This window comes from Streptomyces sp. NPDC051364, from assembly GCF_040682115.1.
Lineage (GTDB): Bacteria > Actinomycetota > Actinomycetes > Streptomycetales > Streptomycetaceae > Streptomyces.
In genome coordinates this window covers 200,852-227,130 of record NZ_JBFBAH010000001.1, presented here as the reverse complement: position 1 = coordinate 227,130, position 26,279 = coordinate 200,852, and the positions used below count along the sequence as shown (strand labels likewise).

Genomic DNA, 26,279 nt, shown 5'->3' with positions numbered 1-26,279 from the left:
TGTTTTGGCCCTGTTCGGCGCGATGTTTCACGTGAAACAGGGACGGACTGCCCACCGAGGCTGTCAGGACGACTCGGTCTCCGGGCCGCCGAAGTCGGGGCTGGTGAAGTCCGGAGGCGTGTAGCCGGGCCGGGGTCCCTGTGACGGGGATCCGGGGCTGGTGAAGTCGGGCCGGGTGTATCCCAGGTTGGGGATGCGCCCGGCCTTCGGCGTGCGGGGGGCGGGATACACGGGCCCCGCGCTCGGATCGGCCAGCGCGTCCCGCAGGAACGGCAGGATGCCCCGCTCCAGCAGGGCATGCCGCCAGGCTTCGCGGGCCTGCGCGAGCTCGTCGGGTATCGCTCCGTCCCCGGCCACGACCTCCGTCGCGCGGTTGCGGACGGCCGTCACCAGCAGCCCGATCACCGCGAACAACAAGGAGACCACGGTCAGCGCGCCGAAGAGCCAACCCGCCGTCAGCATCGTGTCGGCGAAGGCCGGTTCGGGCTCGATCGCCTTCAGGACGTAGCCCACCAGCAGGAAGATCAGCATCGCGGTGCCCGCCAGGACCGGGGCGAGCACCGCGACCACGGCGCTGACCCCGGCCCCGTCGTCGCCCTCGTCCTGCCCGGAACTCCTGTCGGCAACTGCCGATCCGGGGGTGGACAAGGCCTCGTCGCGCCGTTCCCCGCGGAGTTTCACGTAGTGGTCGTACTCGGCCGCGGCCGCGGCCGTCAGCAGCGCGCTGGCCCCGACGGCCATCGTGCGCAGTTGTTCGGCGTTCAGGCGTTCGCCGAGAGCGGCGAGCTCGGGCCGTTGGTGTGCGGTACGCAGCGCCTCGTCGAGGAGCCGATCGAACTCGGGTCGGTCCTCGGTCAGCAGGTGCGGAGCGCTGTTCATGTGCATCCCCCGATGCTCCGTGGGGACCGGTTTGCCCGCGTAGACCCGGGCGCCGGCACAAACGGAGGAGAGCCTGCTACGGATAGGGCGATGGTAGAGCGCCCATGCCACGCCGTGACAGGGGCTTTCCTGAAATTACCCCCCTTCTGATAACCCTCAGTCGTTCAGCGGGAGTTGCACGACCAGCAGTTTGCCCGCCATCGTGACCCCGCCATCCATGGCGATCGCGAGCCCTTCCGCATACACGTGCGGTCCGGTCACGGCCTCCGGGCCGCGGGACTCGTCGCCGTTCTCGGTGCCCACCTCGCCCAGCAGGTACGGGATCGGGCTGTGCCCGTGCACGACCCGGCCGCCGCCGTAGGTGTCGAGGAGTTCGCGTACGGCCTGGGGGCCGGTCTCCTCGTCGCGGAAGGCGAACCGCTTGGTGAACTTGCGGAAGAGGTCCCAGGTGATGTCGGCGTCGTTGCGGTTGAGCAGCTCGTGGATGGTGTCGTTGACGTCCTCGATGGAGTCGCCGTAGTCGAGGTACGCGGTGGTGTCGGAGTGCAGCAGCAGGTGCCCGTCCTCCAGCACGGCCGCGTCCAGCCGCGACATCCACTGCAGGTGCACGTCCTCCAGGCGCTCCATGTCGGTGCGCTGGCCGCCGTTGAGGAGCCAGGCGGCCTGGAAGGTGGCGGTGCCGGCGCCCGAGGCGACAGGGGTGTCGCCGAACCGCTTGGCGCCGATGAGCAGCAGCTCGTGGTTGCCCATGAGGGCCTTGCAGTAGCCGCCTGCGGCGGCGGCTTCGGCGGACAGCCGCATGACGAGGTCGATGACGCCGATCCCGTCGGGCCCGCGGTCGGTGAAGTCGCCGAGGAACCAGATGCGTGCGTTGCCGGCCGACCAGCGGCGGTCGGCGTCGATGAGGCCCTGCGCCTGGAGTTCGCTGACGAGCTCGTCCAGATAGCCGTGGACGTCGCCGACGACGTACAGGGGCCCGGGGCCCGCGGCCGCGGGCTCCGGGGGGATGTACTGGACCTGGACGGTGTCACCCGGCCCGCCGCGGCCGATGATCGGCAGATCGCGGTGCGTGGGGGTGTAGCTCTCGTCGAGCTCGTCCTCGTCGGCCGGTCCGCCCGCCGCGGGCGCCTGGCCCGGGGGCGGCGGCGCGGGCACGGACGCGCCCTCCCCGTAGTACGCGGGGTACTCGCCGTACACGGGGGCTTCGTCGGGAAGCCCGCCCGGCACGCCGTAAGGGACGGGCTCGGTGACCGGAACTCGGAAGTCCCGCAGCGTCTCCGTCCGCATCGCGGGTCCCTGACCGGCCCCCTGAGTCATCGACCCCTCCACCACCGTCGCGCTGCCGTACACCTGCGGACCCTCCTGACCTCCGGGGAGGAGGGTCCGTGATGTCGTGCGCCCATCATAGGAATGCGGCTCGCGCTCTGTGACGCACCAGGGGTGGTGAATCCTGGGCGGAACCAATAGTTCCTGCCGCTTTCTCCCGAAATAGGTGTTGCTGAAATCCTCGGCAGGGCCGTCGGCCCCGCCGGTTTCGCGGTGTGGCGGTCAGTCCTTGGCCGGTGACCGGGGCGGACTGACGGTCGTACGGGGCTGCCTGCGCTGCGAGGAGGTACGGACGATCAGCTCGGTCGGGACGACCTGTTCGACGGGACGCCCGGTGTCGACCCCCTCGATGGCGTCGATGAGCAGCTGCACGACGGCGGTGCCGATGCGGCGCGGTTTGAGGGAGAGGGTGGTGATGGGCGGTTCGGTGTTGGCGTACACGGTGGACTCGCTGCAGCACACGAGCAGCAGGTCCTCGGGGACGCGCAGGCCGTAGCGCCGGGCGGCGGCGAGCAGGTCGGTCCCGTTGGGGTCGAACAGCCCGTAGACGGCGTCGGGCCGGTCGGGCCGGGCGAGCAGCCGGTCCGCGGCAACGGCGCCGGCGCATGGATCGTGGGCGGGGTAGGACTCGTAGACGGGGTCCTGGCCGACGCGCTCGCACCAGCTGAGGTAGGCGGTGGTGGAGAGCCGGGTGTAGGTGTCGGTGGTGGTGCCGGTCAGCAGCCCGATACGGCGGGCGCCGGCGGCGGCGAGGTGGTCCAGCAGGTTGAGTACGGCTGCCTCGTGGTCGTTGTCGACCCAGGCGGTGACGGGGAGGGAGCCGGCCGGGCGGCCGTCGGAGACGACGGGGAGGCCTTGGCGGACCAGTTCGGTGACGACGGGGTCGTGGTCGGAGGGGTCGATGACGACGGTGCCGTCGAGGGCCACGTTGGACCACACGTCGTGTCGGGAGGTGGCGGGGAGGATGACGAGGGCGTAGCCGCGGGCGAGCGCGGCGGAGGTGGCGGCCCTGGCCATCTCGGCGAAGTAGGCGAATTCGGTGAAGGTGAAAGGTTCATCCCCGTACGTCGTCACGGTCAGACCGATGAGGCCCGACTTGCCGGTACGGAGGGTGCGGGCCGCGGCGGAGGGGCGATAGCCCAGCCGGTCGGCGACCTCGCGAACGTGGCGGCGGGTGGCGTCCGGCAGCCGCCCCTTGCCATTGAGCGCGTCGGAGACGGTTGTGATCGAGACGCCCGCCGCAGCGGCCACGTCCCTGATGCCGGCCCGGCCCTGTCGGCCGGCGGCCCGCCGGGTGGTCTCGGTCCGGCTCACCTGATGCTTCCCTGCTGCTGTCATGGCGAGCCGATAGTAGGGCTCGGCGGGGTGGGTGGTCCGGGTGCATATGCACGCGTTGACAGGCACGATTCTGCATGGTTCGCCACCCCCAATGACCTTGGAATTGAAGGCATTTGAGCGCGGAGAGTGAGCGGGGCGTTTGTCGGCGGGTACGGGCATGCCAAAGCGGTGTGGTCTCGGGCCGGTCTCAACTCACCTGTACGAGGGATGCGCGCCACGGCGTGGGCCACCGGCGTGTGCATATATGCGTGCGCTCCCCCGCAATTCTGGCGCCGCCATTTTCGGAAGAGCGGAATCCTCATAAGGTGAGCAGTATTGAGTCGACGGCGACGTCGTACGGGATGGTCGAGGAGGACCTGCGGTGAGCGAGAAGAGCCCGAAGCTGCGCGCCGAGCTGGACGGCATTCCCACCTACAAGCCCGGGAAGCCCGCTGCCGCGGGCGGGCCCGTCGCGTACAAGCTGTCCTCGAACGAGAACCCGTACCCGCCGCTGTCCGGGGTGCTGGAGACTGCGGTCGCGGCGGCAGGACAGTTCAACCGCTACCCCGACCTGGCCTGCACGGTCCTGGTGAACGAGCTCGCCGAGCGGTTCGGGGTGCCGGTCGAGCACATCGCCACCGGCACGGGTTCGGTGGGCGTGGCCCAGCAGCTGGTCCAGTCGACGGCCGGCCCGGGCGATGAGGTCATCTACGCCTGGCGGTCCTTCGAGGCCTACCCGATCGTCACGCAGATCTCGGGTGCGACGGCCGTGCAGGTCCCGCTGACCGACGGGGACGTGCACGACCTCGAGGCGATGTTCGACGCGATCACCGAGCGGACCCGGCTGATCTTCGTCTGCAACCCCAACAACCCCACCGGCACGGCTGTGCGCCGTGACGAGCTGGTGCGGTTCCTGGACCGGGTGCCCTCGGACATCCTGGTGGTGCTGGACGAGGCGTACCGCGAGTTCGTCCGCGACGTCGAGGTGCCGGACGGCATCGAGCTCTACCGGGGCCGCCCGAACGTCTGCGTGCTGCGTACGTTCTCCAAGGCGTACGGGCTGGCCGGCCTGCGCGTCGGCTTCGCGGTGGCGCACGAGCCGGTGGCGGCGGCGCTGCGCAAGACGGCGGTGCCCTTCGGCGTCAGCCAGCTCGCCCAGGACGCGGCGGTCGCCTCGCTGCGCGCCGAGGACGAGCTGATGGGCCGTGTCGGGGCGTTGGTGGGCGAGCGTGCACGGGTCTACAAGACGCTGCTCGGCCAGGGCTGGACCGTGGTGCCGGAGACGCAGGCGAACTTCGTGTGGATGCGGCTGGGGGAGCGGACCGCCGAGTTCGCGGCGGCCTGCGAGAAGGCCGGTGTGGTGGTCCGGCCCTTCGCGGGCGAGGGCCTGCGGGTCACGATCGGTGAGCCCGAGGCGAACGACATCTTCCTGCACACGGCGGAGGCGTTCTTCAAGGAGATGTAGCCCTCAGGGGCTACGCGGGTTCGCCGGAGGCTACGCGACTTCCACGCGGATCGGGTCGCCGTCGCGGACGGTGGACAGCAGGCGGGGGTCGCCGTCGAACGAGCCGAGCACATTGCACGGGCTCGCCAGGCGGCTCTCGCCTCCGCGCGAGATGGGTGTGGGGCCGTACGGGAGCGCGAGGGCGTCGCCCTCGGTCCAGAACGCGACCGTGCCCGGGTCGACGACCTGCCGGGCGTCGTGCTCGAGCGCCACGGAGACGCCGGTGTCGAAGTAGACCTCCTCGCCCCAGGTGTGGGCGGACGCGGAGATCGGAAGGGCCTCGGCCAGCGCCTTGCTGGTCGGGGTCTCGTCAAGGGTTGCCGTGAGCTGGCCTGCGGGCCAGGAGATACGAATCCTCATGAGCGGCATTCAACAATCTGTTGAAAGTGTTGGCTAGGGGGCCCCGCCTGAAAGGCGTCGGGAGCGGTACGACATAATGCTTGTGAATGTGAACGCGTTCACAAGCGTGTCCTGTTTCGTCCCGTATCGGGTGGGGCACGCCAGGCAAACTGCGGCAGTGACCACGGCGCACCGAAGGAGACGACGACGTGGACGTAGCTTTGGCGCCAGAGACGTTGGCGCGCTGGCAGTTCGGCATCACCACCGTCTACCACTTCCTCTTCGTCCCGCTGACGATCTCTCTCGCGGCGCTCACGGCAGGCCTCCAGACCGCCTGGGTGCGCTCGGGGAAGGAGAAGTACCTCAGAGCCACCAAGTTCTGGGGCAAGCTCTTCTTGATCAATATCGCCATGGGTGTCGTCACGGGCATCGTGCAGGAGTTCCAGTTCGGCATGAACTGGTCCGACTACTCGCGCTTCGTCGGTGACATCTTCGGGGCCCCGCTGGCCTTCGAGGCGCTCATCGCCTTCTTCTTCGAGTCGACCTTCATCGGCCTGTGGATCTTCGGCTGGGACAAACTCCCGAAGAGGATCCACCTGGCCTGCATCTGGATGGTCTCGATCGGCACCATCCTCTCCGCGTACTTCATCCTCGCGGCCAATTCGTGGATGCAGCACCCGGTCGGCTACCGGATCAACGAGGAGCGGGGCCGCGCCGAACTCACCGACTTCTGGCTGGTCCTCACCCAGAACACCGCGCTGACCCAGTTCTTCCACACCATCACGGCGGCGTTCCTGGTCGGCGGCGCCTTCATGGTCGGCATCTCCGCCTTCCACCTGGCCCGCAAGAAGCACATCCCCGTGATGCGGACCTCGCTGCGACTCGGCCTGGTCACCCTGATCATCGCCGGCATGGGCACCGCCATCAGCGGTGACCTGCTCGGAAAGGTGATGTTCAAGCAGCAGCCGATGAAGATGGCCGCCGCGGAGGCGCTCTGGGACGGCGAGGCGCCCGCGCCCTTCTCCGTCTTCGCCTACGGAGACGTCGAAAAGGGCCACAACAAAGTCGCCATAGAGATCCCGGGCCTGCTGTCCTTCCTGGCCAATGACGACTTCACCTCCTTCGTCCCCGGCATCAACGACGTCAACAAAGCCGAACAGGAGAAGTTCGGGCCCGGCGACTACCGGCCCAACATCCCGGTCGCGTACTGGGGCTTCCGCTGGATGATCGGCTTCGGCATGGCCTCCCTCGGCATCGGAGTGCTGGGGCTCTGGCTCACCCGGAAGAAGTTCATGCTGCCGCCGGGCCTGCGCACCGGCGAGGACGAGGTCCCGCACCTGGTCCTCTTCAAGAAGGCACTGAGCCCCAGGTTCACCACCTGGTACTGGATCGTCGCCCTCTGGACCATGGGCTTCCCGCTCATCGCCAACTCCTGGGGCTGGATCTTCACCGAGATGGGCCGCCAGCCCTGGGTGGTCTACGGAGTCCTGCGCACCCGCGATGCGGTCTCGCCCCACGTCTCCCAGGGCGAGGTGCTCACCTCGATGATCGGCTTCACGCTCCTGTACGCCGTGCTCGCGGTGATCGAGGTCAGGCTGTTGGTGAAGTACGTCAAGCTCGGGCCGCCCGAGCTCACCGAGGCAGACCTGAACCCGCCCACCAAGATCGGCGGGGACGACAAGAACCCCGACCGGCCTATGGCCTTCTCGTACTGAGGCTGAGGGGACCACACCATGCAACTCCATGACGTCTGGTTCGTGCTCATCGCCGTCCTGTGGACCGGCTACTTCTTCCTGGAGGGCTTCGACTTCGGAGTCGGCGTACTGACCAAGCTGCTCGCCCGCGACCGCAGGGAGAGGCGGGTCCTGATCAACACGATCGGGCCCGTGTGGGACGGCAACGAGGTCTGGCTGCTCACCGCCGGCGGGGCGACCTTCGCCGCCTTCCCCGAGTGGTACGCCACCCTGTTCTCGGGGTTCTACCTGCCGCTCCTGGTCATCCTGAGCTGTCTGATCATCCGCGGTGTCGCCTTTGAGTACCGGCACAAGCGGGACGAGGACCGGTGGCAGACCAACTGGGAACACGCGATCTTCTGGACCTCGCTGATCCCCGCGTTCCTGTGGGGCGTGGCCTTCGCCAACATCGTGCGCGGCGTGAAGATCGACGAGCACAAGGAGTACGTCGGCAGCCTCTTCGACCTGCTCAACGTCTACTCCCTGCTCGGCGGCCTGGTCACCTTGACCCTCTTCACCTTCCACGGAACGGTGTTCACCTCGCTCAAGACGGTCGGGGACATCCGGGAGCGCTCGCGTGCGCTGGCGACCCGGCTGGGTGTGGTCACTGCCGTGCTGGCACTCGTGTTTCTGATCTGGACCCAGGTCTCGCGCGGTGACGGCAAGAGCCTGATCGCCATGGCCGTCGCGGTCGTCGCACTGGTCGGGGCCCTCGCCTTCAACCTGGCGGGCCGCGAGGGCTGGTCGTTCGCCCTGTCGGGGATCACCATCGCGGCCGCGGTCGCGATGCTCTTCCTGACGCTCTTCCCGAACGTGATGCCGTCCTCGCTGAACGACGCATGGAACCTCACGGTCACCAATGCCTCGTCCAGCCCCTACACCCTGAAGATCATGACCTGGTGTGCGGGAGTGGCCACGCCGCTCGTCCTGCTCTACCAGGGCTGGACGTACTGGGTGTTCCGCAAGCGGATCGGCACGCAGCACATCGTCGATGCGCACTGATCCCTGACCGTCCGGCCTGACCCTGCTCTGGGGGATGTTTCACGTGAAACCGATCGACCCGCGCCTGCTTCGGTACGCCCGCTCCACCCGCCTCTTCCTGGCGGCCGTGGTGGCCCTGGGACTTGCCGGGGCGGGGCTGGTCGTCGGTCAGGCGATGCTGATCGCCGAGATCGTGGTCGGCGCCTTCGAGCAGGGGCTGGACGGCGAGGCGCTGCGGACACCGCTGCTGCTGCTCGCAGCAGTGGCACTGGGGCGAGGTCTGCTCGCCTGGCTCACGGAGCTCGCTGCCCATCGGGCCAGTGCGGCGGTCAAGTCGCAGCTACGGGGCCGGCTGCTCGACCGGGCCGCGGACCTGGGGCCCGGCCGGCTGAGCGGACAGCAGACCGGGTCGCTGGTGGCGCTGGCCACCCGGGGCGTGGACGCCCTCGACGACTACTTCTCGCGGTACCTGCCCCAGCTGGGCCTCGCCGTGGTCGTCCCGGTGGCGGTCCTCGCCCGGATCGTCACCGAGGACTGGGTGTCGGCTGCCATCATCGTGGTCACCCTGCCGCTGATTCCGCTCTTCATGGTGCTGATCGGCATGGCCACCCAGTCCCGGATGGACCGCCAGTGGCGGCTGCTGTCCCGGCTGTCGGGACACTTCCTGGACGTGGTGGCCGGGCTGCCGACGCTGAAGGTCTTCGGCCGGGCCAAGGCGCAGGCCGAGTCGATCCGCAAGATCACCGATGACTACCGGCAGGCGACGGTGCGGACCCTGCGCATCGCCTTCCTCTCCTCCTTCGCCCTGGAGCTGCTGGCGACCCTCTCGGTGGCACTGGTGGCCGTGACCATCGGCATGCGGCTGGTCCACGGGGAGCTCGATCTGTACACCGGGCTGGTCATCCTGATCCTGGCGCCGGAGGCGTATCTGCCGCTGCGCCAGGTCGGGGCGCAGTACCACGCGGCCGCCGAGGGGCTGGCGGCCGCGGAGGAGATCTTCGAGGTACTCCAGACCCCGGTCGCCGCCCTGGGCGGCGCGGCCCCGGTGCCGGCCGCGGGGCTGCGGATCGAGATGGACGGCGTCGCGGTCCGCTACGAGGGCCGGGGTGAGGACTCGCCGGGACCGGTCTCGCTGGCGGTCGGACCCGGGGAGTGTGTCGCCCTCACCGGGCCCAGCGGGGCGGGCAAGTCCACGCTGATCCAGGTGCTGCTGGGCTTCGTGGCGCCGACCGCGGGGCGGGTGCGGATCGCGGGCGTGGACCTCGCGTCGCTGTCGCTCGAGGAGTGGCGGGAGCGGATCGCTTGGGTGCCGCAGCGGCCGCACCTGTTCGCCGGGACGATCGCGCAGAACGTACGGCTCGCGCGGCCGGATGCGTCCGCGGACGCGGTGACCGAGGCGCTGAAGGACGCCGGGGCGTGCGAGTTCGTGGCCGCACTGCCGCGCGGCGTCGACACCGAGCTCGGCGAAGGCGGAGTCGGGCTGTCCGCCGGACAGCGCCAGCGGCTGGCGCTGGCGCGGGCGTTCCTCGCGAACCGGCCGGTGCTGCTGTTGGACGAGCCGACCGCGGCTCTCGACGGGGAGACCGAGGCGGCCGTGGTCGACGCGGTACGACGTCTCGCGGTGGGGCGGACCGTGCTGCTGGTCGCCCACAGGCCGGCGCTGCTGGCCGTGGCCGACCGCGTCGTGCCGGTGGGCTCTGCGGGGCTCCTGTCCCCCGTCTCCCCTGCCCGGCTCGGGGCCGTGCCAGGGACCTCAGACAGCCTCGGCGGGGAGCGCAACGGGCCGTCCGGTCCCGGGGAGTGGATTCTCGGCAGCGCCCCCGAGCGGGCGGCCAAGGCCGGCGGCACCGACTCGGGCGGGGGCGATCCGCTGCGGCGGGTACGCGCCGTGGCCAAGGCCTGGCAGGGGCGGTTCCGGCTCGGTCTGCTGCTCGGCGCCCTGGCCGTCGGATGCAGTGTCGGGCTGATGGCCGTCTCCGGATGGCTGATCTCCCGGGCCTCGGAACAACCGCCGGTGCTGTACCTGATGGTGGCCGTCACCGCCACCCGGACCTTCGGGATCGGGCGGGCCGTCTTCCGGTATGCGGAGCGGCTCGTATCCCACGACGCCGTGCTGCGGATGCTCGCCGAACTGCGGGTGTCGGTGTTCCGGCGGCTGGAGGGCATCGCGCCCGCCGGGCTGCGGGAACAGCGACGCGGAGACCTGCTGGCCCGCCTGGTGGCCGACGCCGACGCCCTTCAGGACTACTGGCTGCGCTGGCTGCTGCCGGTCGGCACCGCGGTACTCGTCGGCACCGGCTCGGTCGCCTTCACCGCCTGGCTGTTGCCCGGGGCAGGGGCCGCGCTCGCCGTCGGGCTGCTCGCCGCCGGGGTCGGCGTGCCGCTGGTCAGCGGGGCCTGCGCCCGCCGTGCCGAGCGGCGGCTGGCGCCGGCCCGGGGCGAGCTCGCCACCCGGGCGGCCGACCTGCTGACGGGGACCGCCGAGCTGACCGTCGCCGGCGCGCTGGCCGGCCGCAAGGACGCCGCGAAGGAGAGCGACCGGACGCTGACCGCCATCGCCGCACGGGGAGCAGCCGCCACCGGGCTCGGCAGCGGGCTCTCCGCCCTCGTGTGCGGGCTGACCGTGGTGGTCGCCGCGGCCTTGGCCGCGAATGCCGTCCACGACGGCCGGCTGTCCGGGGTGGCCATGGCCGTTGCCGTCCTGACCCCGCTCGCCGCCTTCGAGGCGGTCAACGGGCTTCCGCAGGCGGTCCAGTACCGACAGCGGGTACGCCGCAGCGCCGAGCGGATCTACGAGGTCATCGACGCTCCCGTCCCGGTCGCCGAGCCGGAGCGGCCAGCCCCGGTACCCGCCTCTCCGTTCCCGCTGCGGCTGACCGGACTCGCCGTCCGGCATCCCGGGCAGGAGCAGGACGCGCTGCACGGGCTGGACCTGACCCTGGAGTCCGGCCGGCGGATAGCGGTCGTCGGCTCCTCGGGTGCCGGCAAGACCTCGCTGGCCCAGGTCCTGCTGCGGTTCCTGGACCCGCACGAAGGCGCGTACACCCTGGGCGGGACCGATGCGCGCACGCTCGACAGCGACGAGGTCCGCCGGATCGTGGGCCTGTGCGCCCAGGACGCGCACCTCTTCGACAGCTCGGTACGGGAGAACCTGCGGCTGGCCAGGACCGGGGCGAGCGAGGAGCAGTTGCGACAGGCCCTGGCTGCGGCCCGGCTGCTGGAGTGGGCCGACGGGCTCCCCGACGGGCTGGACACCCTGGTCGGCGAGCACGGCGAGCGGATCTCCGGCGGCCAGAGGCAGCGCCTGGCCCTGGCCAGGGCGCTGCTCGCCGACTTCCCCGTCCTCGTCCTCGACGAGCCGGCCGAGCACCTGGACCTGGCGACCGCGGACGCCCTGACGGCGGATCTGCTCGCCGCGACCGAGGGCCGCACCACCGTGCTGATCACGCACCGGCTGGCCGGCCTGGAGGCGGTCGACGAGGTGCTCGTACTGGACCGCGGAACGGTCGTGCAGCGCGGCACGTACGCGGAGCTGGCCGCAGCCGAGGGCCCGCTGCGGAACCTGCTGGAGCGGGAGCGGGCGGCCGACGGGGCCCTCGCCGACTTTCCCCGGTAAAAGGGACTAACTAGTCTCAAGGGCATGTCAGTGCAGGAGTCGCAGGAACCGCCGGAGTCACCACCCGGAACGCCTGACCCGCTGAAGGCAGCCACCCGGGCCACCCGGAGTCTGCAGGGCCTCTCCACCGAGCTCACCGCCCGCGTGCCGCAACTGCTGGAGGCCATGCGCTCGGTCGGCACCGGACTCGAACTGCACTCCACCCTCGACCGCATCTGCGAGACCGCGGCCGAGCTCGCCGACGCCCGGTACGCGGCGATCGGCGTCGTCGACACCGAGGGCCGCGGGCTGTCGGACTTCGTCACCTTCGGCATCGACACCGAGGCGGCCAGGAAGATCGGGCACCGCCCGGACGGGAAGCGGGGCCTGCTCGGCGCGCTGATCTCGCACCCCGACACGGTGCAGCTCGCCGATCTGACGAAGGATCCGCGCTCGGCCGGATTCCCGCCGCACCACCCGCCCATGAAGACCTTCCTCGGCGTCCCGATCCGGGTGCAGGGGGAGATCTTCGGCAACCTGTACCTTGCCGAGAAGAACGGCGGCAGCCAGTTCAACGACTACGACGTCCACATGGTCCGCGTCCTGGCCACCGAGGCGGGGATCGCCATCGGCAACGCCCGGCTGTACGAGGCCGCCACCCAGCGGGAGCGGTGGATCGACGGCTCGGTGGCCGTCACGACCGCCCTGCTGTCGGGCGGTGACGCGGACGACGCGCTGGCGGTGGTGGCCGAACAGGCCCGCCACCTGGCCGACTCCGCCGCCGGGATCGTGATGCTGCCCGCCGAGGAGGGCGGGATGGAGATCGTCGCCGTCTCCGCAGAAAATCCGGCCACCTCACTCGGCCTGGTGATCCCGGCCGAGAGCCCGGTGGTGGCGAGGCTGCTCCGGGGCGAGCCGGTCTTCGTGGACGACGCCGCCTCCGACCCCCGCATGATCAGCCGGCTGACCAGCCAGTACGGGCCGTGCATGATGCTGCCGCTGCACAGCGGCGGGCGGGTGCTGGGCGCGCTGGTGACCCCGCGGGCCCGCGGCAAGAGGCCGTTCAGCGAGTCCGAGCGGACCCTGGCCACCCAGTTCGCCTCCCAGGCGGCGCTCGCGCTGATGATGGCCGAGGCGCAGCGCGACCGGGAGCGGCTCGCGGTGTTCGAGGACCGCGACCGGATCGCCCGGGACCTGCACGACCTGGTCATCCAGCGGCTGTTCGCCACGGGGATGATGCTGGAGGGCGCCCAGCGGCGGTCCGTCGTCCCCGAGGTCGTAGACGGCGTGGGCAAGGCCGTGGACGAGCTGGACGTGACGATCCAGGAGATCCGCACCGCGATCTTCGCGCTCCAGCAAGGACCGGCCGAGGCTCCGTCGGGGCTGCGCACCCGGGTCCTGCGAGAGATCAACATGGCCGCGGTGCCGTTGGGTTTCAAGCCGGCGCACCGGTTCCTCGGCCCGATCGATGCGGTGGTCGGCGAGCTGGTGGGCAAGAACCTGATCGCGGCGCTGCGCGAGGCCCTGTCGAATGCCTTCCGGCATGCGGAGGCATCCCGGATCGAGGTGGTCGTGGACTGCACCGCCACGCTGGCCGACGGGAGGCCCGGGGTGCGGCTGGAGGTCGCCGACGACGGCGTGGGCATTCCCGAGGGCGGCCGGCGCAGCGGGCTGCGGAATCTGCGCCGGCGGGCCGAGTCGCTGGGCGGGTCGAGCTCGTACGGCGCCGGCATCGGAGAGGACGGCAGCGGGACCACCCTGGTGTGGGAGGCCCCCCTCTGACCTGTCGGGGCCCGCTCGCGCCGGCCCCGCTGCCGGTGTCTACCGCTGGTGCGCGGCGCGTTCCGTGAGGATGCGCTCGATGACGACGGCGACGCCGTCCTCGTTGTTGGCGACCGTACGGCCGGAGGCGGCCGCGATCACGTCCGGGTGGGCGTTGCCCATCGCGTAGGAGGTACCTGCCCAGCGGAGCATCTCCACGTCGTTCGGCATGTCCCCGAAGGCGACGACCTCGGCGGGGGAGATACCGCGCTCGGCGCAGCACAGCTCCAGGGTGCTGGCCTTGGAGACGCCCAGCGCACTGATCTCCAGCAGAGCGGTCGGGCTGGAGCGGGTGATCGACGCGTGGATGCCGGCGACCGAGCGGGCGAGTGCCAGGAACTCGTCCGGGGCGAGCTCGGCGTGGTGCGCGAGCAGCTTGAGGACGGGAGCGGAGGTGTCGTCCGTGTCCTCCTCCAACAGCTTCTCCGCGGTTGCCACATGGGCACCCGGGTCCTGGAAGAAGGGCGGGTACAGCGGCTCGTAGTTGATTCCGGTGGTCATCTCGACCGCGAAGGACGTGCCCGGGGCGGCGGCGCGCAGGGTCTCCACGACCGTCAGAGCCGTGGCCCGTGGCAGTGCCCGGACCTGTACGAATTTCCGGCCCGCGTGGAGATCGACCACCGCGGCCCCGTTCGCGCAGATCGCCAGGCCGTGGCCGTGGACATGGTCGCTGACCACGTCCATCCAGCGGGCCGGGCGGCCGGTCACGAAGAAGACCTCGATCCCGGCCTCCTCGGCGGCGGCGAGCGCGGCGACCGTGCGGAGCGAGACGGATTTGTCGTCGCGCAGCAGGGTGCCGTCGAGGTCGGTGGCGATGAGCCGGGGAGTGGGGGTTTGCCCGTCCGGGCGCTGGGGAGCCGAGGTCACGGATCCATCTTCGCCCATGGCCCGGCGGCGGCGGCCCGGGGCAGGGCGGGGCACCGCACCGGATGGCGATGTTTCTCCCCCGGCTACCTGCCCGCGGACTCCTTCCGGGGAGACCTGAGGTGCCCCGCGTGAAACAGGGACGGCTGATGTTTCACGTGAAACATGGGCGGCTGACGTTTCACGTGAAACATGGGCAGGGCCGTAGTCTCGAATACATGAGTCTGCGTCTGAGCACTGTGATCCTCCCGGTACGCCCGTGGCGTGAGGGCGGTCGTGACCAGTGGGTGCGAGCCGAGAAGCTCGGGTTTCACACCGCATATACCTACGACCACCTGACCTGGCGTTCCTTCCGCGACCGGCCGTGGTTTGGCGCGATCCCGACGCTGGCCGCAGCGGCCGCAGCCACCGAGCGGATGCGGCTGGGCACGCTCGTCACCTCGCCGAACTTCCGGCACCCGGTGACGCTGGCCAAGGAGCTCATGGCGCTGGACGACATCTCCGGCGGCCGTTTCACCCTCGGTATCGGCGCCGGAGGCAACGGGTTCGACGCGACCGCGCTGGGCCAGGACCCCTGGAGCCCGCGTGAGCGTGCGGACCGCTTCGCAGAGTTCGTGCCGCTGCTGGACCGGCTGCTCACCGAGGCCGCGGTCAGCGAGCGCGGCACCTTCTACTCCGCCGAAGAGGCCCGCAACATCCCCGGCTGCGTGCAGCAGCCGCGACTGCCTTTCGCCGTCGCCGCGAACGGCCCGCGGGGCCTCAAGCTGGCCGCCGCCCATGGCCAGGCCTGGGTGACCACCGGCGATCCGAAGCTCTTCGAGGAGGGCACCCCGGAGCAGTCGCTGGAGGCCATCCGCGGCCAGCTGGCCAAGCTCGACAAGGCCATGGCCGAGATCGGGCGGGCGCCGGAGCCGATGGAGAAGATCCTGCTCACCGGCTTCACCCCGGAGCGCAACACGATGCTGGACTCCGTCGGTGCATTCGTCGACTTCGCCGGCCGCCACCGGGAGCTCGGCTTCACCGAGATCGTGATCCACGCACCGATCCCGGACTCCGAGTTCGCGGCGGACGTGAACGTCTTCGAGGAGATCGCCACCGAGGGCCTGGCCCAGCTCGACAGCTGATGGCTCCGATGCCCCCGTCGCCGCCTGGCGACGGGGGCATCGCGGTCAGGACCTCAGGCTGTCCAGGGAGGACTGGGCGCGCTCCAGCAGACCCTCCGGAACTCCCTCGGGCCGGGCCCGGAGTTCGTCGATCAGCGCCGAGAGCCGAGCGGCTCCCGCCTCCTCGCGACCTGTTTCCTGCTCGGTCCAGGCGGCGTACTGGACACACTGGAGCCGGTCCCCCAGATGGTCCGGACCCAGTTCCGCGTACAGGGCCGCGGCCCGCCCACTCAGCCCGATCTCCTCCAGCCTCAGCGCCTCGACCTCCGCGTTGCGGCCCACGACGGCGCCAGGGGACTCCTTGCCGTCCTCGCCGTCTTCACCGCCGTCCTCCTCGTCGGCTTCCTCGAGCGAGTTGACCCGCCAGTCGAGCACCTGCGCCAGCTGCAGCCAGGTCTGGGCGAGCTCGGCCCGCAGCTGCGGGGCCGCGGGGGTGTCCCCGTGCTCGGCCAGTGCAGCCTCCACGACCCCGGCCGCCTGGTACATCAGGTCCCGGGCCTGCCCCCATGCCGCCGCGGTGACGTTCTCCCGCGGTGCCAGCCAGGCCAGGGAGCGCAGGATCCGCACCTCGGCGATCGGGGCGTCCCCCGTCACCCGGTACAGCTCCAGGGACCGCTCGTACGCGGCGACCGCCTCCTGGTGCAGGCGCGCGGCGGCGAGTTGCTCCGCAGCCGCCTGCGCGAGGGCGGCCTGCGGGCGGGTGTCCTCCCAGCCCTTGGCCACCTCCGCCGCCAGCAGGTACTGCTCGGCCGCAGCACGCGAGTCGTCCAGCTGCCGCAGCAGATCGCCGAGGAACTCCCGTGCGGACACGGCCTGTCCCTCACCGTGTTCCAGCAGATCGGGCAGCGTCGACTGCAACACCTCCGCCGCGTCGGCGTTCCGGCCCTCCCGCGCATGCGCCCGGGCCAGCACGAGCCGGGCCTGAGCTCCTCCGTCGGCGGCCAGACCGGCCTGGTCGAACCAGTGCGCCGCGGTGATGGCGTGCTCGGCCGCCTCCGCCGCAGCGTCGGCCCGACGCAGCAGGATGTCCGCGAGGGTGAGCCGTACGACTCCCTGCGTCTCGGCCTCGGTCACCTCCGCGGAGTGCTCCAGCGCGGCGCGCGCCGCCTCCTCCGCCTCCTCCGGCCGGTCCAGCGACATCAGCACACCGGCCCGCAGCACCAGCGGATCCACGGCCTGCCACGGCCGCTCCGCAGACACCGCGCGCGCCGCGGACGAGGCCAGGAGCGGCAGGGACCGCTCGGGGTCACCCTGGGACACGGCGACGCGGCCCAGCATCTCCTCGGCCTCCGCGACCAGGTCGGGCAGATCCTCGGCATGGGCTGCGACGAAGGCGCCGAGTCCGGCCGCGAGCTCACCGTGCCCGTGGTCCTGTCCGTGGCCGTGGACGTGGTCGTGCTCCGGGCCGGCCTCCAGCGAGCGCAGGTACGACTCCACGCGGATCGAGGCCAGCTCCGCCAGCGCGATCCGGCGCCCGCGCAGCGGCTCGTCCGCATCCAGCGCCTCGGCGGCCCGCGCGGCCACCTCCAGCAGCTCCCGGATCCGCTCAGGCTCGGCCCCGGACTGCGCGGCCTCGCTCGCCAGCCGCAGCTCCGCCAGGGCGGCGCGCTGCGCCTGCCCGAGCATCCGGTAGCCGTCGCGGACCGCCTCCAGCAGCTCCGCCGCGTTCGCGGCCCCGCCGCGGGCTGCCGTCAGAGCCCGGTGGTCCGCCACATCGGCGGCGACCAGCGCGTCCACCTCGGCTTGCGGGCGCGCGTCCACCCGTACGCCGACCTCGGCCCACAGCCCGTCCGCGGCCGGATGCCCCTGGTCGCGGGCCTGCCGGGCCCGCTCCACCAGCTCGTCGAAGCCGGCTGCGGGCGGCACGGGCGCAGCCGCGGGGGCAGTTGCGGCCGCGGGCGCAGGGGTCTTCGGCAGGGCCGTGCTGCGCACCCCCAGCGGCAGCACGTCGACCAGCGGCTCCCGTCCGATCCGGGCGAGGAAGCGGTCCGAGACCCGGGTGGTGCCGTTGCGGGCGTCGAACCGCCGGGCGATCTCGAGCGAGCTCGCGCGCAGCACCTCGTACAGCTCGGAGACCGTGCGCGGGAGGCCCTCGTAGGGGACGGCCGGGCTCTGGCCGTGCCCCAGCTCCGTCAGCCGGCGCAGCAGCACCAGGATGCCGCCGTGGAAGGCCATCTGGTCGTCGACATTGACGAGCGGGCCCACGTGGGCGGCATGCTCGGCGAGGATCTCCAGGCCGCGCGACTCGTTGCCGCTCAGGGCGCAGAACTCGATGTGCTTGCCGATCGAGGGCAGCAGGCTCTCGTTGCCCCGGGCCATGCGGTAGCCGCGCAGGTGGTGCGAACGGGCCTCGTCGAAGCGGCCGAGGCGCAGCAGCGGCAGCAGCGAGTGGGCGAGCAGCCGGTGGGGTTCCTCGGCGCAGGTCCGCTCGCCCGCCAGCACGGGCTGCCAGACCTCCAGGGCCTGGGCGTCGTCACCGCGCAGCACGGCGTACGCGCCCTGCCCGTTGAGCTCGCAGGCGTGGCAGTCGCTCATGCTGTCGCGGTCGGCCGCCAGCCAGACGCGGTACGCCCGCTCGGCCCGGTCGTCCTCGCCGATGGCGTCGGCGAGCCACAGCTCGGCCTCGCGTACCGGCCGCTCGCTGTAGCCCGCGATCCGGTAGCGGCGCTCCATCTCGTCCAGCCAGCCGGTGGCGGACTCCAGCGGGATCTCGGGGGAATCGCTGATGGCCGTGGCCACCCACTTGAACTGCCAGAACAGCGAGTGGGCGTCCCACCGGTCGAAGGCGCCGGGGTCCTTGTCGTACTCCTGGAGCAGCCGGGCGAACGGCACCAGCATCTTCGAGGACTCGGCACTCCAGAGGTAGGCGTTGATCAGGTTGTCGAGCGCCTTGCGGAACAGCGCCCAGTCACCGTTCGCCTCCGCCGCACCCACGAGCACCTCGGCGTGCGCGTTGCGCGCGGCTCCGTTCGGGGCGTCTCTGTTCTCCGCCAGACCCCGCTCGATCTCCTCGTGCGTCAGCATGGTCACTTCTGTCCCTCCGGGGAGTCGGTGGAGTGGGTCGCCCATTCCAGGAGCCCGAGGAAGGCCCGGTTGAGCAGGGTGGAGTCGGCGGGGCGCAGCGGCCGCTGGGACATCAGCAGTGCCTGCCCGTACAGCGATTCGACCGCCGTGCCGGTCAGCGCCTCGTCGGGCAGGGCCGAGATCCGGCGGATCAGCGGGTTGTTGTGGTTGAGCACCAGGCGGGCGCGCGGCGCGGAGCCGCGCAGCGCCCCGAGGATTCCGCTCCACAGCGAGTCGGCGCTGCTCAGGGCGGCCGTGAGGTCGCGCTCCTGGCGGGCCTGGCGGTCGTCGAGGTAGAGCGCCGGGACCGAGACGGGCTGGAAGGCGCGCAGGACCACGTCGCAGCCCTGCGGTTCCAGCCGGGTGCGCGCCGTGGACAGGAAGGGCGCGAGGGCGAGTTCGGCGGAGGTCGGGACCGGGTCGAGCCGCTCGGTGACGGCTCCGGCGTCCAGCTCCGTGACCTTGAGGTCCGGCCGTACGGAGGGCAGCAGGGCGAGCAGGTCGGCGTCGTAGGTGTACCCGGCGTTGATGACGCCGAGGCCGTGGGCCGCCGCGATCGGGGCGATCTGACGGAACTCCTCGACGGTGCGCGTGAAGTGGATCTCGGTGTGGGCCGCCGTGAACTCCTGGAGGCTCATCGAGCCGTCGCTGGTCTCGAACGGCAGCCAGGGCAGCATCAGGCCGAGCAGCTCGGCGTCGTGCCGGGCCAGGGACTTCACACCGAGGTGGTGGACGCCCAGGAAGGCGGCCAGCCGCTCCGGTTCACTCGCGGCGAGTTCGGCGAGCCAGGCCCGGACGCGGGCGCCGAGGGCCTCCCGTACGGCGGACAGGGTCTCGTCGTCGTACAGGTTCTCGCGGGAGGCGGTGGGCCGCAGCGTGTCGGTGTCGATGACCGCGCGGACGAAGAACGCCCAGTCCGGCAGCAGGTTGTCGGCATGATCGGTGAGCAGCATGCCCTTGAGGTGGACGCGGTGTCCGGCCCGGTGGGCGGGGCTGGTCGGCTCGGGGAGGACGTACGCCACTCCGCGCACCCCGGCGACGGGCAGGTCGAGGTCGATGCTGTCGAGCGGGGTGAAGCCGAAGAGCTGCGCGCAGTGGCCGGCGAGCGCGACGCGGCGGGCGGCGGGGGTGGGGAAGGGACGGTCCCATGCGGCGGGCCGGTCCGTGACGGCCCGCGGCTCGCCGCCTTCGCCGTCGTCGAAGGTGATGTCGTACGGGAGCAGGGAGCCGTAGTCGCGGGCCAGCTGCTCGACCTTGGCCGGGACGGTCCACTCCTCGGCGCCCGGGCGGGCCTGGAGGATGACGGTGGTCCCGGGCTCCCGGCGTGCCTCGTCGGGCAGTTCGCGGACGGTGTACGAGCCGTCGTCCGTGGCCAGCCATTCGACGGGCGCGGCCTGGGGGTCGCGGGCGGAACGCGTGATGACGCGGATCTGGCGGGCCACGACGAAGCAGGCGAGCAGTCCGATGCCGAACTGGCCGAGGAACTCCCGGCGGGTGGTCTCGAGGCCGTGGTCGCCGCCGCGCTTGGAGCTGCGGCCGATGGTGGCGAGGAGGGAGTGGGCCTCGGCGGCGGTCAGGCCGATGCCGCTGTCCTCGATGGTCACCTGGCCCGCGGACGCCGACAGGCGGATGCGGATCTCCGCCTCCGGGTCGAGTGCGTGGCGGGCGGTGACGGCGTCCACCGCGTTCTGCAGGAGCTCGCGGACGTAGACGCGCGGGCTGGAGTAGAGGTGGTGGGAGAGCAGGTCGACCAGGCCGCGCAGATCGACTTGGAAGCTGTTGGCCGACGGGTCGGAGTGGTCGGCGGAGTGGGAAGGGGAAGGGGATGTGGACGTCACGGGGCGTCACCTCGCGTGCTCGCATGGATGGTTCGGCGATCGCGAGGTACCCCCCTCACAGATCGGAATGAGGAACAGAGTAGGGGGATGATCTGACAATCTCTTCGTGAATTCCGGCGGAGCCGAGCGCGCTGCCGAGCAGCGCCCCGGCCGGCGCTACTGGTAACGCAGGAACTGCGGCGGTACGGCATCCACCAGCCACACCCCGTTGGCGCTGATCCGGAAGACGTGCCCGGCCGCGCGCATCGCCCCCGAGTCCACGCTGAGCACGACCGGCCGGCCGCGCCGCGCGCCGACACGGCTCGCGGTCTCGCGGTCGGGGGACAGGTGCACGTGGTGGCGCGCCATGGGGCGCAGGCCCTCGGCGCGGATCGCGTCCAGGGCTGCGGCGACGGTGCCGTGGTAGAGGTACGCGGGCGGTTCGGCCTCCGGCAGGTCCAGGTCCACGGGAACGGTGTGCCCCTGGTTGGCCCGGATGCGGGTGCCGTCGACGGCGAACCGTTGCTTGTCGTTGGCGGCGACCACGTGGTCGAGCTCGGCGCGGCTGACGGGGAAGCCGTGGGAGATGGCCGCGCGGAGAAGATCGTCGATCTCCACCCAGCCCTGGGGATCGAGCACCAGTCCGATGCGTTCCGGCTGATGCCGCAGATGTTTCGAGACGTATTTGGACACCTTCACGGTGCGTCTGTCGTCCATGGCCCCAGCTTGCCGCGTCGGAGCGGGGGCCGGGCAGCGATTTTTCGCGGCTCCGCCGAACCCGGACACCCTCTATCGCGCTTCCAAGATACGGAATACATTTTCCGTTGAACTTCTGCCCAGGGGGAGAACCCATGACAATCCACGCTTCCCTGCCGCGCCGTGCGGTCGCCGAGTTCATCGGCACCGCAGGCCTTCTCGTGGTGGTGATCGGTTCCGGAATCCAGGCCGCCGACCTCAGCCGTGACACCGGAGTCGCCCTCGTCGCCAACTCGCTCGCCTCGGCCATCGGCCTCGGGCTGATCATCACCCTCTTCGGACCGCTGTCCGGAGCGCATCTCAACCCGGTCGTCACCCTCACCTCCTGGTGGGCCCGGCGGACCGGCGGTGAGGGGCTCGGCGGCAGGGAGGCCCTGGTCTACACCGCGGCCCAGACCGCCGGGGCCATCGGCGGCGCCGTCGTCGCCGAGTTGATGTTCGGCCGCGTCCCCGGGACGTTCTCCACGCAGATCCGCGCCGGAGGGCACCTGCTCGTCGGCGAGATCGTCGCCACCGCGGGGCTCGTCCTCGTCATCCAGGGCCTGGAGCGCATCGGGCGCCCGAAGCTGATCCCGGCCGCTGTCGCCGGGTACATCGCCGCCGCGATCTGGTTCACCTCATCCGGCTCCTTCGCCAACCCGGCGGGCACCATCGGGCGCGCCTTCAGCGACTCCTTCACCGGCATCGCCCCGCAGTCGCTGCCCGGATTCGTCGCGGCCCAGCTGATCGGAGGCGTCCTGGGCCTGGCCCTCGCCGCACTCCTCTACGGGAGCACCCGGCGCGGTACGCAGGACGCGCCGGCCACCCCCGCGGCCGGTGCGGAGGCCCTCGCGCCGGTGCCCGTCAGCCCGCCGGAGCCCGCCGGAAGCGCCGGCGCCATCGGCCCCGGCGGCCCCGTGAACGCCGCGTACGAGGCCGTCGGTTGAGCCGTCCGAGCAGCCGTTCACACCGCCGTCCACAGGGTTGCCCACAGGCATAACCGACTTGTCCACAGCTGGTTGGGTCGGGTTTGAGGGCAAACGAGTGATCCGCCCTGTGGACTACCGACCGACGTCACCGGACGGCGGCGGCCGCTACCCGCCGCCCCGGCGCGCCAGCTCGTTCATCGTCCGGGCCTGCAGCTCCCGCTCCGTCGCGGCCCGGACGAACTCCCCGACGTGCTCGGCGCCGACCAGCTCCTGCACCGCCCGTACCGTCGCCGCCGGCAGTGCCACCGATGCGGGCCCCGACGGCTGCGGGGTCCCTGCCGCCCCCAGGTGGCTCTGCAGATGCCGGGTTGCGAACAGCCGCATCGCCCGCGCCAGCTCGGCGTCCACCGTCTGCTGGGCCAGGGGCCGCAGTCTCCGTACCATCGTCGCCGCCTCCGCCGCGTCCGCGTCCGTCGGCGGGACCTGCCCGAGGTAGCGGGCGAAGACGTGCTCGGTGGTGAACTCGAGGAACCGCGAGGCGATGTGCTCCACCTGCCCGCGCAGCTCGCGCAGATGCCCGGTGATCGCCGACAGCGGCACCCCGGCCGCGTACAGCTCGCCAGCCACCGCCAGCTCCTGCGGGGAGGGCACGAGGAAATCGTCGGGGCGCCCCGGGATCCGCTCCAGCACCCCCAGCTCGCACGCCTCGCCCACCGCGTCGTCGTCGGGCCGGCCGCCGAACCGTTCGTTCAGCTCGGCCCGGCTGATCCGGGCGGCCTCCTCGTCGGTCCACGGTCCGTGCACCTCGGCGACGAGCCCCAGCACGCCGCCGAGCCCGCGCCCGGCGTCCCAGGCCTCCAGCAGCTCCTTGATGGAGGCCAGGGTGTAGCCGCGGTCCAGCAGGTCGGCGATCTGGCGCAGCCGCGCCAGATGCGTGTCCCGGTAGACGTTGGAGCGGCCCCGCCGCTCCGGCTTCGGCAGCAGTCCGCGGTCCTGGTACGCACGGATGGTGCGCACCGTCGCCCCGCTGTGGTGCGCGAGATCCTCGATCCGGTACTCGGCCACCGCCTGTTCTGACAATCCCGGCTCCCTACGACATGGCGGCTCGGCCGACCGCGGCCGCCGAGGCCCGGGCGGCAGGCGAAGCCGCAAGGTACTCGACCGCCCTGCGCAGCGAGCCCTCCTGCGAGGGATGGTACGACTGCCGGAAGTAGCGGGATATGGCCGTGCCGAGCTCTCTCCACGCCGGCAGCAGCCGCGCGGGGCGGTCGCGGAGCCGCAGCCCGGCTCCCCCGCCGCCGCCCGGCGACGGGACCGGCTCCGCAGCCCCGTTCACAGCCGGGGTTCCAGTTTCGCGAGCCGCCGCAGGGCGCCCGGCGCGAACCGGGACATCCACAGGGCGCCCTTGGACTCCGGTGTCACGGGAACCACGGCCTCGTTGCGCACCACGGCCCGCAGGATCGCGTCGGCGACCTTCTCCGGCGGGAAGTTGCGCAGCCCGTACAGCCGAGAGGAGCGCTCCTGGCGGCGCTTCTCCTCCGCCGCGTCCACCCCGGCGAAGCGCGAGCTGGCGGTGATGTTGGTGTTGACGATCCCCGGGCATATCGCCGAGACCCCGATCGACTGCGAGGCGAGCTCGGCGCGCAGGCACTCGCTCAGCATCAGCACCGCGGCCTTCGAGGTGCTGTACGCGGGCAGGGTCTTGGAGGGCAGGTACGCGGCGGCGGAGGCGGTGTTGACGATGTGTCCGCCCTGGCCGCGCTCGGCCATCTGCCGGCCGAAGATCCGGCAGCCGTGGATGACCCCCCACAGGTTGACGTCGAGGACCTTCTTCCAGTCCTCGGAGGTGGTCTCCAGGAAGGGCCCCGACAGGCCGATCCCCGCGTTGTTGACCAGGACGTCCACGATTCCGTACTCGGCGGCGGTCTTCGCCGCGAGCTTCTCCATCGCCTGCTCGTCGCTGACGTCGACGCACTCGCCCCAGGCCTCGGGGGCCCCGACGAGCCGCGCCATGTCGGCCGTCCGCACCGCGCCCTCGGCGTCCCGGTCCACGCACACCACCCGGGCCCCGGCCTCGGCGAAGGCGAACGCGGTGGCCCGGCCGATGCCGCTGGCGGCGCCGGTGACCAGCACCAGCTGGCCGCCGAACCGGTCGGCGTACCGGCCCGGAGCCTTCTGTTCCGGCGCCCGGGTGGCGGGCTCCTCCCGGGCGGTGACGAACTCGGTGATCCACGCGGCCAGCTGGTCGGGCCTGGTCCGCGGCACCCAGTGCTTGGCGGGCAGGGTACGCCGCACCAGGTCGGGGGCCCACAGTTCCAGGTCGTCGTAGAGCCGCTCGGAGAGGAACGCGTCCTCGGTCGGGGTGATCAGCTGGACGGGTACGTGCGCGTATGCGTCGGGGCGCGGGCGGCGCATCCGGGGCCGTACGTTGTCGCGGTAGAGCCAGGCTCCGTGCGCGGCGTCCGAGGGCAGCGAGGCCGTCGGGTAGGAGCCGGCCGGGACCTTCTCCACCCGCTCCAGCATCTTCGGCCACCGCTTGCCGAGCGGCCCGCGCCAGGCGAGCTCCGGCAGTACGGGGGTGTGCAGCATGTACACGTACCAGGACTTGGCACCCTGGCCGAGGAGCTGCGCGGCCCGGCGCGGGGTGGGCCGGGTCATCCGCTTCTTGATCCAGTGCCCGAAGTGGTCCAGGGAGGGGCCCGAGATCGAGGTGAAGGAGGCGATCCGGCCCTCGGTACGGGCGACCGTCGCGAACTCCCAGCCCTGTACGGAGCCCCAGTCGTGGCCGATCAGGTGCACCGGCCGGTCTGGGCTGACGGCGTCCGCCACTGCCAGGAAGTCGTCGGTCAGCTTCTCCAGGGTGAAGCCGCCGCGCAGTGGCACGGGCACGGTGGAGCGACCGTGGCCGCGTACGTCGTAGAGCACCACGTGGAAGCTGGCAGCCAGCCGCTCCGCGACTTCGGACCAGACCTCCTTGCTGTCCGGGTACCCGTGTACGAGCACCACGGTCGGCCGGTCGCCGTCGCCGAGCTCGACGACGCACAGCTCGATGCCGCCGGTGCTCACCCGGCGCTCGCGCGCCCCCGCGAGGCCCGTCCCGGCGGGGGCCGCCCCCGCGGGGCCCGTCCCCTTGATGCCGTTCTTGCTGCCGTTCGCTCCGCTCATGCCGCTCATGCTGCCTTCTCCTCGGCCCAGCGCCGCACGTGCGGCAGATCGTCGTCCAGCCAGAACGCGCTCTCCTCGGGATCCGTCGAGTCGGTGACGACCAGGATCTCCTCGAACTTCGCGCCGGTGCCCCGGAAGCCCAGGTGCGGTTCCACCGCCCACAGGCCGGGCTGCGGCGGGTGGTCGGAGAAGCGGTACGGGCTCCACAGCGGGGACCAGCCCTCGCGGTGCCCGTGCAGGGCGTCGGAGGCCAGCCCCTTGAGGGACTGCGTCCCGAACCCGAAGGCGGTCGGGGACCAGCGCCGCTCCTTGACCCGGTCTATCTTGTGGGCGATCACGCCGAAGGGGTAGGCGCGGTGCCGGTTGGCATACCCCTGGCGGATCATCAGCCGCTCGACGTTCTCGTAGATCTCGCGCAGCGGGCGGCGCTCGCGGACCTGCTCCAGGATCAGCTCGCGGTGCACCCGCAGATCGGACATGAGCCGGTCCTGTACAGGGTTCAGCCCGAGGCTGCCCGAGTATCCGATGTCGGCCGCGTACCCGTTGTGGACGGGGGCCATGTCGAGGATGAACGGCATCCCCGGCTCCAGCTTCCGGTTCGTCGGGAAGAACTGCAGGGGGATCTTGAAGTTCGCGAAGGCGGTGCGGTCACCGAACCACGCGAACGGCAGGTGGAACCAGTCCCGCACGCCGCGCTCGCGCAGCCACTCGCGCTGCATCCGCGCCGCCTCGCGCTCGGTCACCCCCGGCCGCAGCTGGGCCGCGACGGTCTCCGCGCACTCGTACGAGAGGCGTTGCACTTCCCTGAACCCGCGCAGGTCCGCCGAGAGTTGCGCGGTGCGTTCCCTGGTGTCCCCAGCCATGACAGCCGTCCGTCCGTAGCCGTACCCGCCCGTAACTTGACACTGATGAATGTGACAATGACCGGAGATCACGTCAAGGCCCGTGCACAGACCTGTGGACAAACTTGTCCGGTCCGCATCAGCCTTTCGTCAGGGTCTGTAGTCCTGAAGGCGGAGACGGGATGACGCTCCAGGTCTGACGATCC

General features: G+C 71.5%; 18 protein-coding genes and 1 pseudogene. 7 read left to right on the top strand and 12 right to left on the bottom strand.

Annotated elements, in window-relative coordinates; translation table 11 throughout:
* Positions 1-63: 63 nt before the first annotated feature.
* From AB0M76_RS01115 to AB0M76_RS01105, 3 genes are all read right to left on the bottom strand, one after another.
* Positions 64-885 (bottom strand): hypothetical protein, encoded by an 822-nt coding sequence (locus AB0M76_RS01115; RefSeq protein ID WP_365950909.1) that lies wholly within the window; start codon positions 883-885, stop codon positions 64-66.
* 150 nt (positions 886-1,035) lie between these two features.
* Positions 1,036-2,211, bottom strand: coding sequence for a metallophosphoesterase (locus AB0M76_RS01110; protein WP_365951366.1), 1,176 nt, complete (start codon positions 2,209-2,211; stop codon positions 1,036-1,038).
* A 216-nt stretch (positions 2,212-2,427) separates the two neighbouring features.
* Positions 2,428-3,543, bottom strand: coding sequence for a LacI family DNA-binding transcriptional regulator (locus tag AB0M76_RS01105; RefSeq protein ID WP_133897508.1), 1,116 nt, complete (start codon positions 3,541-3,543; stop codon positions 2,428-2,430).
* 361 nt (positions 3,544-3,904) lie between these two features.
* On the opposite strand from AB0M76_RS01105, the gene hisC reads away from it, so the two are divergent.
* Positions 3,905-4,987: a histidinol-phosphate transaminase gene (gene hisC, locus AB0M76_RS01100; protein WP_365950908.1), complete on the top strand. Its 1,083-nt coding sequence runs from the start codon at positions 3,905-3,907 to the stop codon at positions 4,985-4,987.
* A gap of 30 nt (positions 4,988-5,017) precedes the next feature.
* Here the strand turns inward: hisC and AB0M76_RS01095 are convergent, their stop codons facing one another.
* Positions 5,018-5,386: a cyclophilin-like fold protein gene (locus AB0M76_RS01095; protein WP_365950907.1), complete on the bottom strand. Its 369-nt coding sequence runs from the start codon at positions 5,384-5,386 to the stop codon at positions 5,018-5,020.
* A 188-nt stretch (positions 5,387-5,574) separates the two neighbouring features.
* Between AB0M76_RS01095 and AB0M76_RS01090 the strand changes: the two genes are divergently transcribed.
* Genes AB0M76_RS01090 through AB0M76_RS01075 form a run of 4 tightly spaced genes read left to right on the top strand, consistent with a single transcriptional unit; the run spans position 5,575 to position 13,456 of the window.
* A complete protein-coding gene (locus AB0M76_RS01090) occupies positions 5,575-7,080 on the top strand; it encodes a cytochrome ubiquinol oxidase subunit I (RefSeq protein WP_365950906.1) in 1,506 nt (501 codons plus the stop codon).
* Between the two features lie 18 nt (positions 7,081-7,098).
* The gene (gene cydB, locus AB0M76_RS01085) at positions 7,099-8,100 is read left to right on the top strand and encodes a cytochrome d ubiquinol oxidase subunit II (protein WP_365950905.1); all 1,002 of its coding nucleotides are present in this window, start codon (positions 7,099-7,101) and stop codon (positions 8,098-8,100) included.
* A 43-nt stretch (positions 8,101-8,143) separates the two neighbouring features.
* Complete coding sequence (cydD, locus tag AB0M76_RS01080; RefSeq protein WP_365950904.1) at positions 8,144-11,695, top strand: thiol reductant ABC exporter subunit CydD; 3,552 nt, start codon at positions 8,144-8,146, stop codon at positions 11,693-11,695.
* A gap of 24 nt (positions 11,696-11,719) precedes the next feature.
* Positions 11,720-13,456, top strand: coding sequence for a GAF domain-containing protein (locus AB0M76_RS01075; RefSeq protein WP_365950903.1), 1,737 nt, complete (start codon positions 11,720-11,722; stop codon positions 13,454-13,456).
* Between the two features lie 39 nt (positions 13,457-13,495).
* On the opposite strand, the gene AB0M76_RS01070 is transcribed toward AB0M76_RS01075, so the two are convergent.
* Positions 13,496-14,380 carry a Cof-type HAD-IIB family hydrolase gene (locus AB0M76_RS01070; RefSeq protein ID WP_365950902.1) on the bottom strand — a complete coding sequence of 295 codons (885 nt, stop codon included), beginning with the start codon at positions 14,378-14,380 and terminating at the stop codon, positions 13,496-13,498.
* Positions 14,381-14,577: 197 nt separating this feature from the next.
* Here AB0M76_RS01070 and AB0M76_RS01065 point away from each other — a divergent pair, with 197 nt between their 5' ends.
* A complete protein-coding gene (locus AB0M76_RS01065) occupies positions 14,578-15,483 on the top strand; it encodes an LLM class flavin-dependent oxidoreductase (protein ID WP_365950901.1) in 906 nt (301 codons plus the stop codon).
* Between the two features lie 45 nt (positions 15,484-15,528).
* On the opposite strand, the gene AB0M76_RS01060 is transcribed toward AB0M76_RS01065, so the two are convergent.
* From AB0M76_RS01060 to AB0M76_RS01050, 3 genes are all read right to left on the bottom strand, one after another.
* Positions 15,529-18,546, bottom strand: coding sequence for a tetratricopeptide repeat protein (locus AB0M76_RS01060; protein WP_365950900.1), 3,018 nt, complete (start codon positions 18,544-18,546; stop codon positions 15,529-15,531).
* Positions 18,547-18,548: 2 nt separating this feature from the next.
* A complete protein-coding gene (locus AB0M76_RS01055) occupies positions 18,549-20,423 on the bottom strand; it encodes an HSP90 family protein (protein WP_365950899.1) in 1,875 nt (624 codons plus the stop codon).
* A 156-nt stretch (positions 20,424-20,579) separates the two neighbouring features.
* Positions 20,580-21,119, bottom strand: a complete 540-nt coding sequence (locus AB0M76_RS01050; protein WP_365950898.1) for an RNA 2'-phosphotransferase — start codon at positions 21,117-21,119, stop codon at positions 20,580-20,582.
* Positions 21,120-21,253: 134 nt separating this feature from the next.
* On the opposite strand from AB0M76_RS01050, the gene AB0M76_RS01045 reads away from it, so the two are divergent.
* The gene (locus tag AB0M76_RS01045) at positions 21,254-22,084 is read left to right on the top strand and encodes an aquaporin (protein ID WP_365950897.1); all 831 of its coding nucleotides are present in this window, start codon (positions 21,254-21,256) and stop codon (positions 22,082-22,084) included.
* A 147-nt stretch (positions 22,085-22,231) separates the two neighbouring features.
* Here the strand turns inward: AB0M76_RS01045 and AB0M76_RS01040 are convergent, their stop codons facing one another.
* From AB0M76_RS01040 to AB0M76_RS01025, 4 genes and pseudogenes are all read right to left on the bottom strand, one after another.
* Entirely contained in the window at positions 22,232-23,146 is a 915-nt protein-coding gene (locus AB0M76_RS01040; RefSeq protein ID WP_365950896.1) for a MerR family transcriptional regulator, read from the bottom strand.
* A gap of 10 nt (positions 23,147-23,156) precedes the next feature.
* A pseudogene (locus tag AB0M76_RS01035) lies at positions 23,157-23,321 on the bottom strand (metal-dependent hydrolase); the annotation flags it as partial.
* 77 nt (positions 23,322-23,398) lie between these two features.
* The gene (locus AB0M76_RS01030) at positions 23,399-25,231 is read right to left on the bottom strand and encodes an SDR family oxidoreductase (protein ID WP_365951365.1); all 1,833 of its coding nucleotides are present in this window, start codon (positions 25,229-25,231) and stop codon (positions 23,399-23,401) included.
* 5 nt (positions 25,232-25,236) lie between these two features.
* Positions 25,237-26,094: a M24 family metallopeptidase gene (locus AB0M76_RS01025; RefSeq protein WP_365950895.1), complete on the bottom strand. Its 858-nt coding sequence runs from the start codon at positions 26,092-26,094 to the stop codon at positions 25,237-25,239.
* Between the last annotated feature and the right edge of the window lie 185 nt (positions 26,095-26,279).

What these genes read in the sequence shown, in the direction of transcription:
- AB0M76_RS01045 (WP_365950897.1), top strand. Translation starts at nt 21,254, where the DNA reads ATGACAATCCACGCTTCCCTGCCGCGCCGTGCGGTCGCCGAGTTCATC.
- AB0M76_RS01115 (WP_365950909.1), bottom strand. Translation starts at nt 885, where the DNA reads ATGCACATGAACAGCGCTCCGCACCTGCTGACCGAGGACCGACCCGAG.
- AB0M76_RS01075 (WP_365950903.1), top strand. Translation starts at nt 11,720, where the DNA reads ATGTCAGTGCAGGAGTCGCAGGAACCGCCGGAGTCACCACCCGGAACG.
- AB0M76_RS01105 (WP_133897508.1), bottom strand. Translation starts at nt 3,543, where the DNA reads ATGACAGCAGCAGGGAAGCATCAGGTGAGCCGGACCGAGACCACCCGG.
- AB0M76_RS01060 (WP_365950900.1), bottom strand. Translation starts at nt 18,546, where the DNA reads ATGCTGACGCACGAGGAGATCGAGCGGGGTCTGGCGGAGAACAGAGAC.
- AB0M76_RS01095 (WP_365950907.1), bottom strand. Translation starts at nt 5,386, where the DNA reads ATGAGGATTCGTATCTCCTGGCCCGCAGGCCAGCTCACGGCAACCCTT.
- AB0M76_RS01070 (WP_365950902.1), bottom strand. Translation starts at nt 14,380, where the DNA reads ATGGGCGAAGATGGATCCGTGACCTCGGCTCCCCAGCGCCCGGACGGG.
- AB0M76_RS01025 (WP_365950895.1), bottom strand. Translation starts at nt 26,094, where the DNA reads ATGGCTGGGGACACCAGGGAACGCACCGCGCAACTCTCGGCGGACCTG.
- AB0M76_RS01050 (WP_365950898.1), bottom strand. Translation starts at nt 21,119, where the DNA reads ATGGACGACAGACGCACCGTGAAGGTGTCCAAATACGTCTCGAAACAT.
- AB0M76_RS01030 (WP_365951365.1), bottom strand. Translation starts at nt 25,231, where the DNA reads ATGAGCGGAGCGAACGGCAGCAAGAACGGCATCAAGGGGACGGGCCCC.
- AB0M76_RS01065 (WP_365950901.1), top strand. Translation starts at nt 14,578, where the DNA reads ATGAGTCTGCGTCTGAGCACTGTGATCCTCCCGGTACGCCCGTGGCGT.
- cydB (WP_365950905.1), top strand. Translation starts at nt 7,099, where the DNA reads ATGCAACTCCATGACGTCTGGTTCGTGCTCATCGCCGTCCTGTGGACC.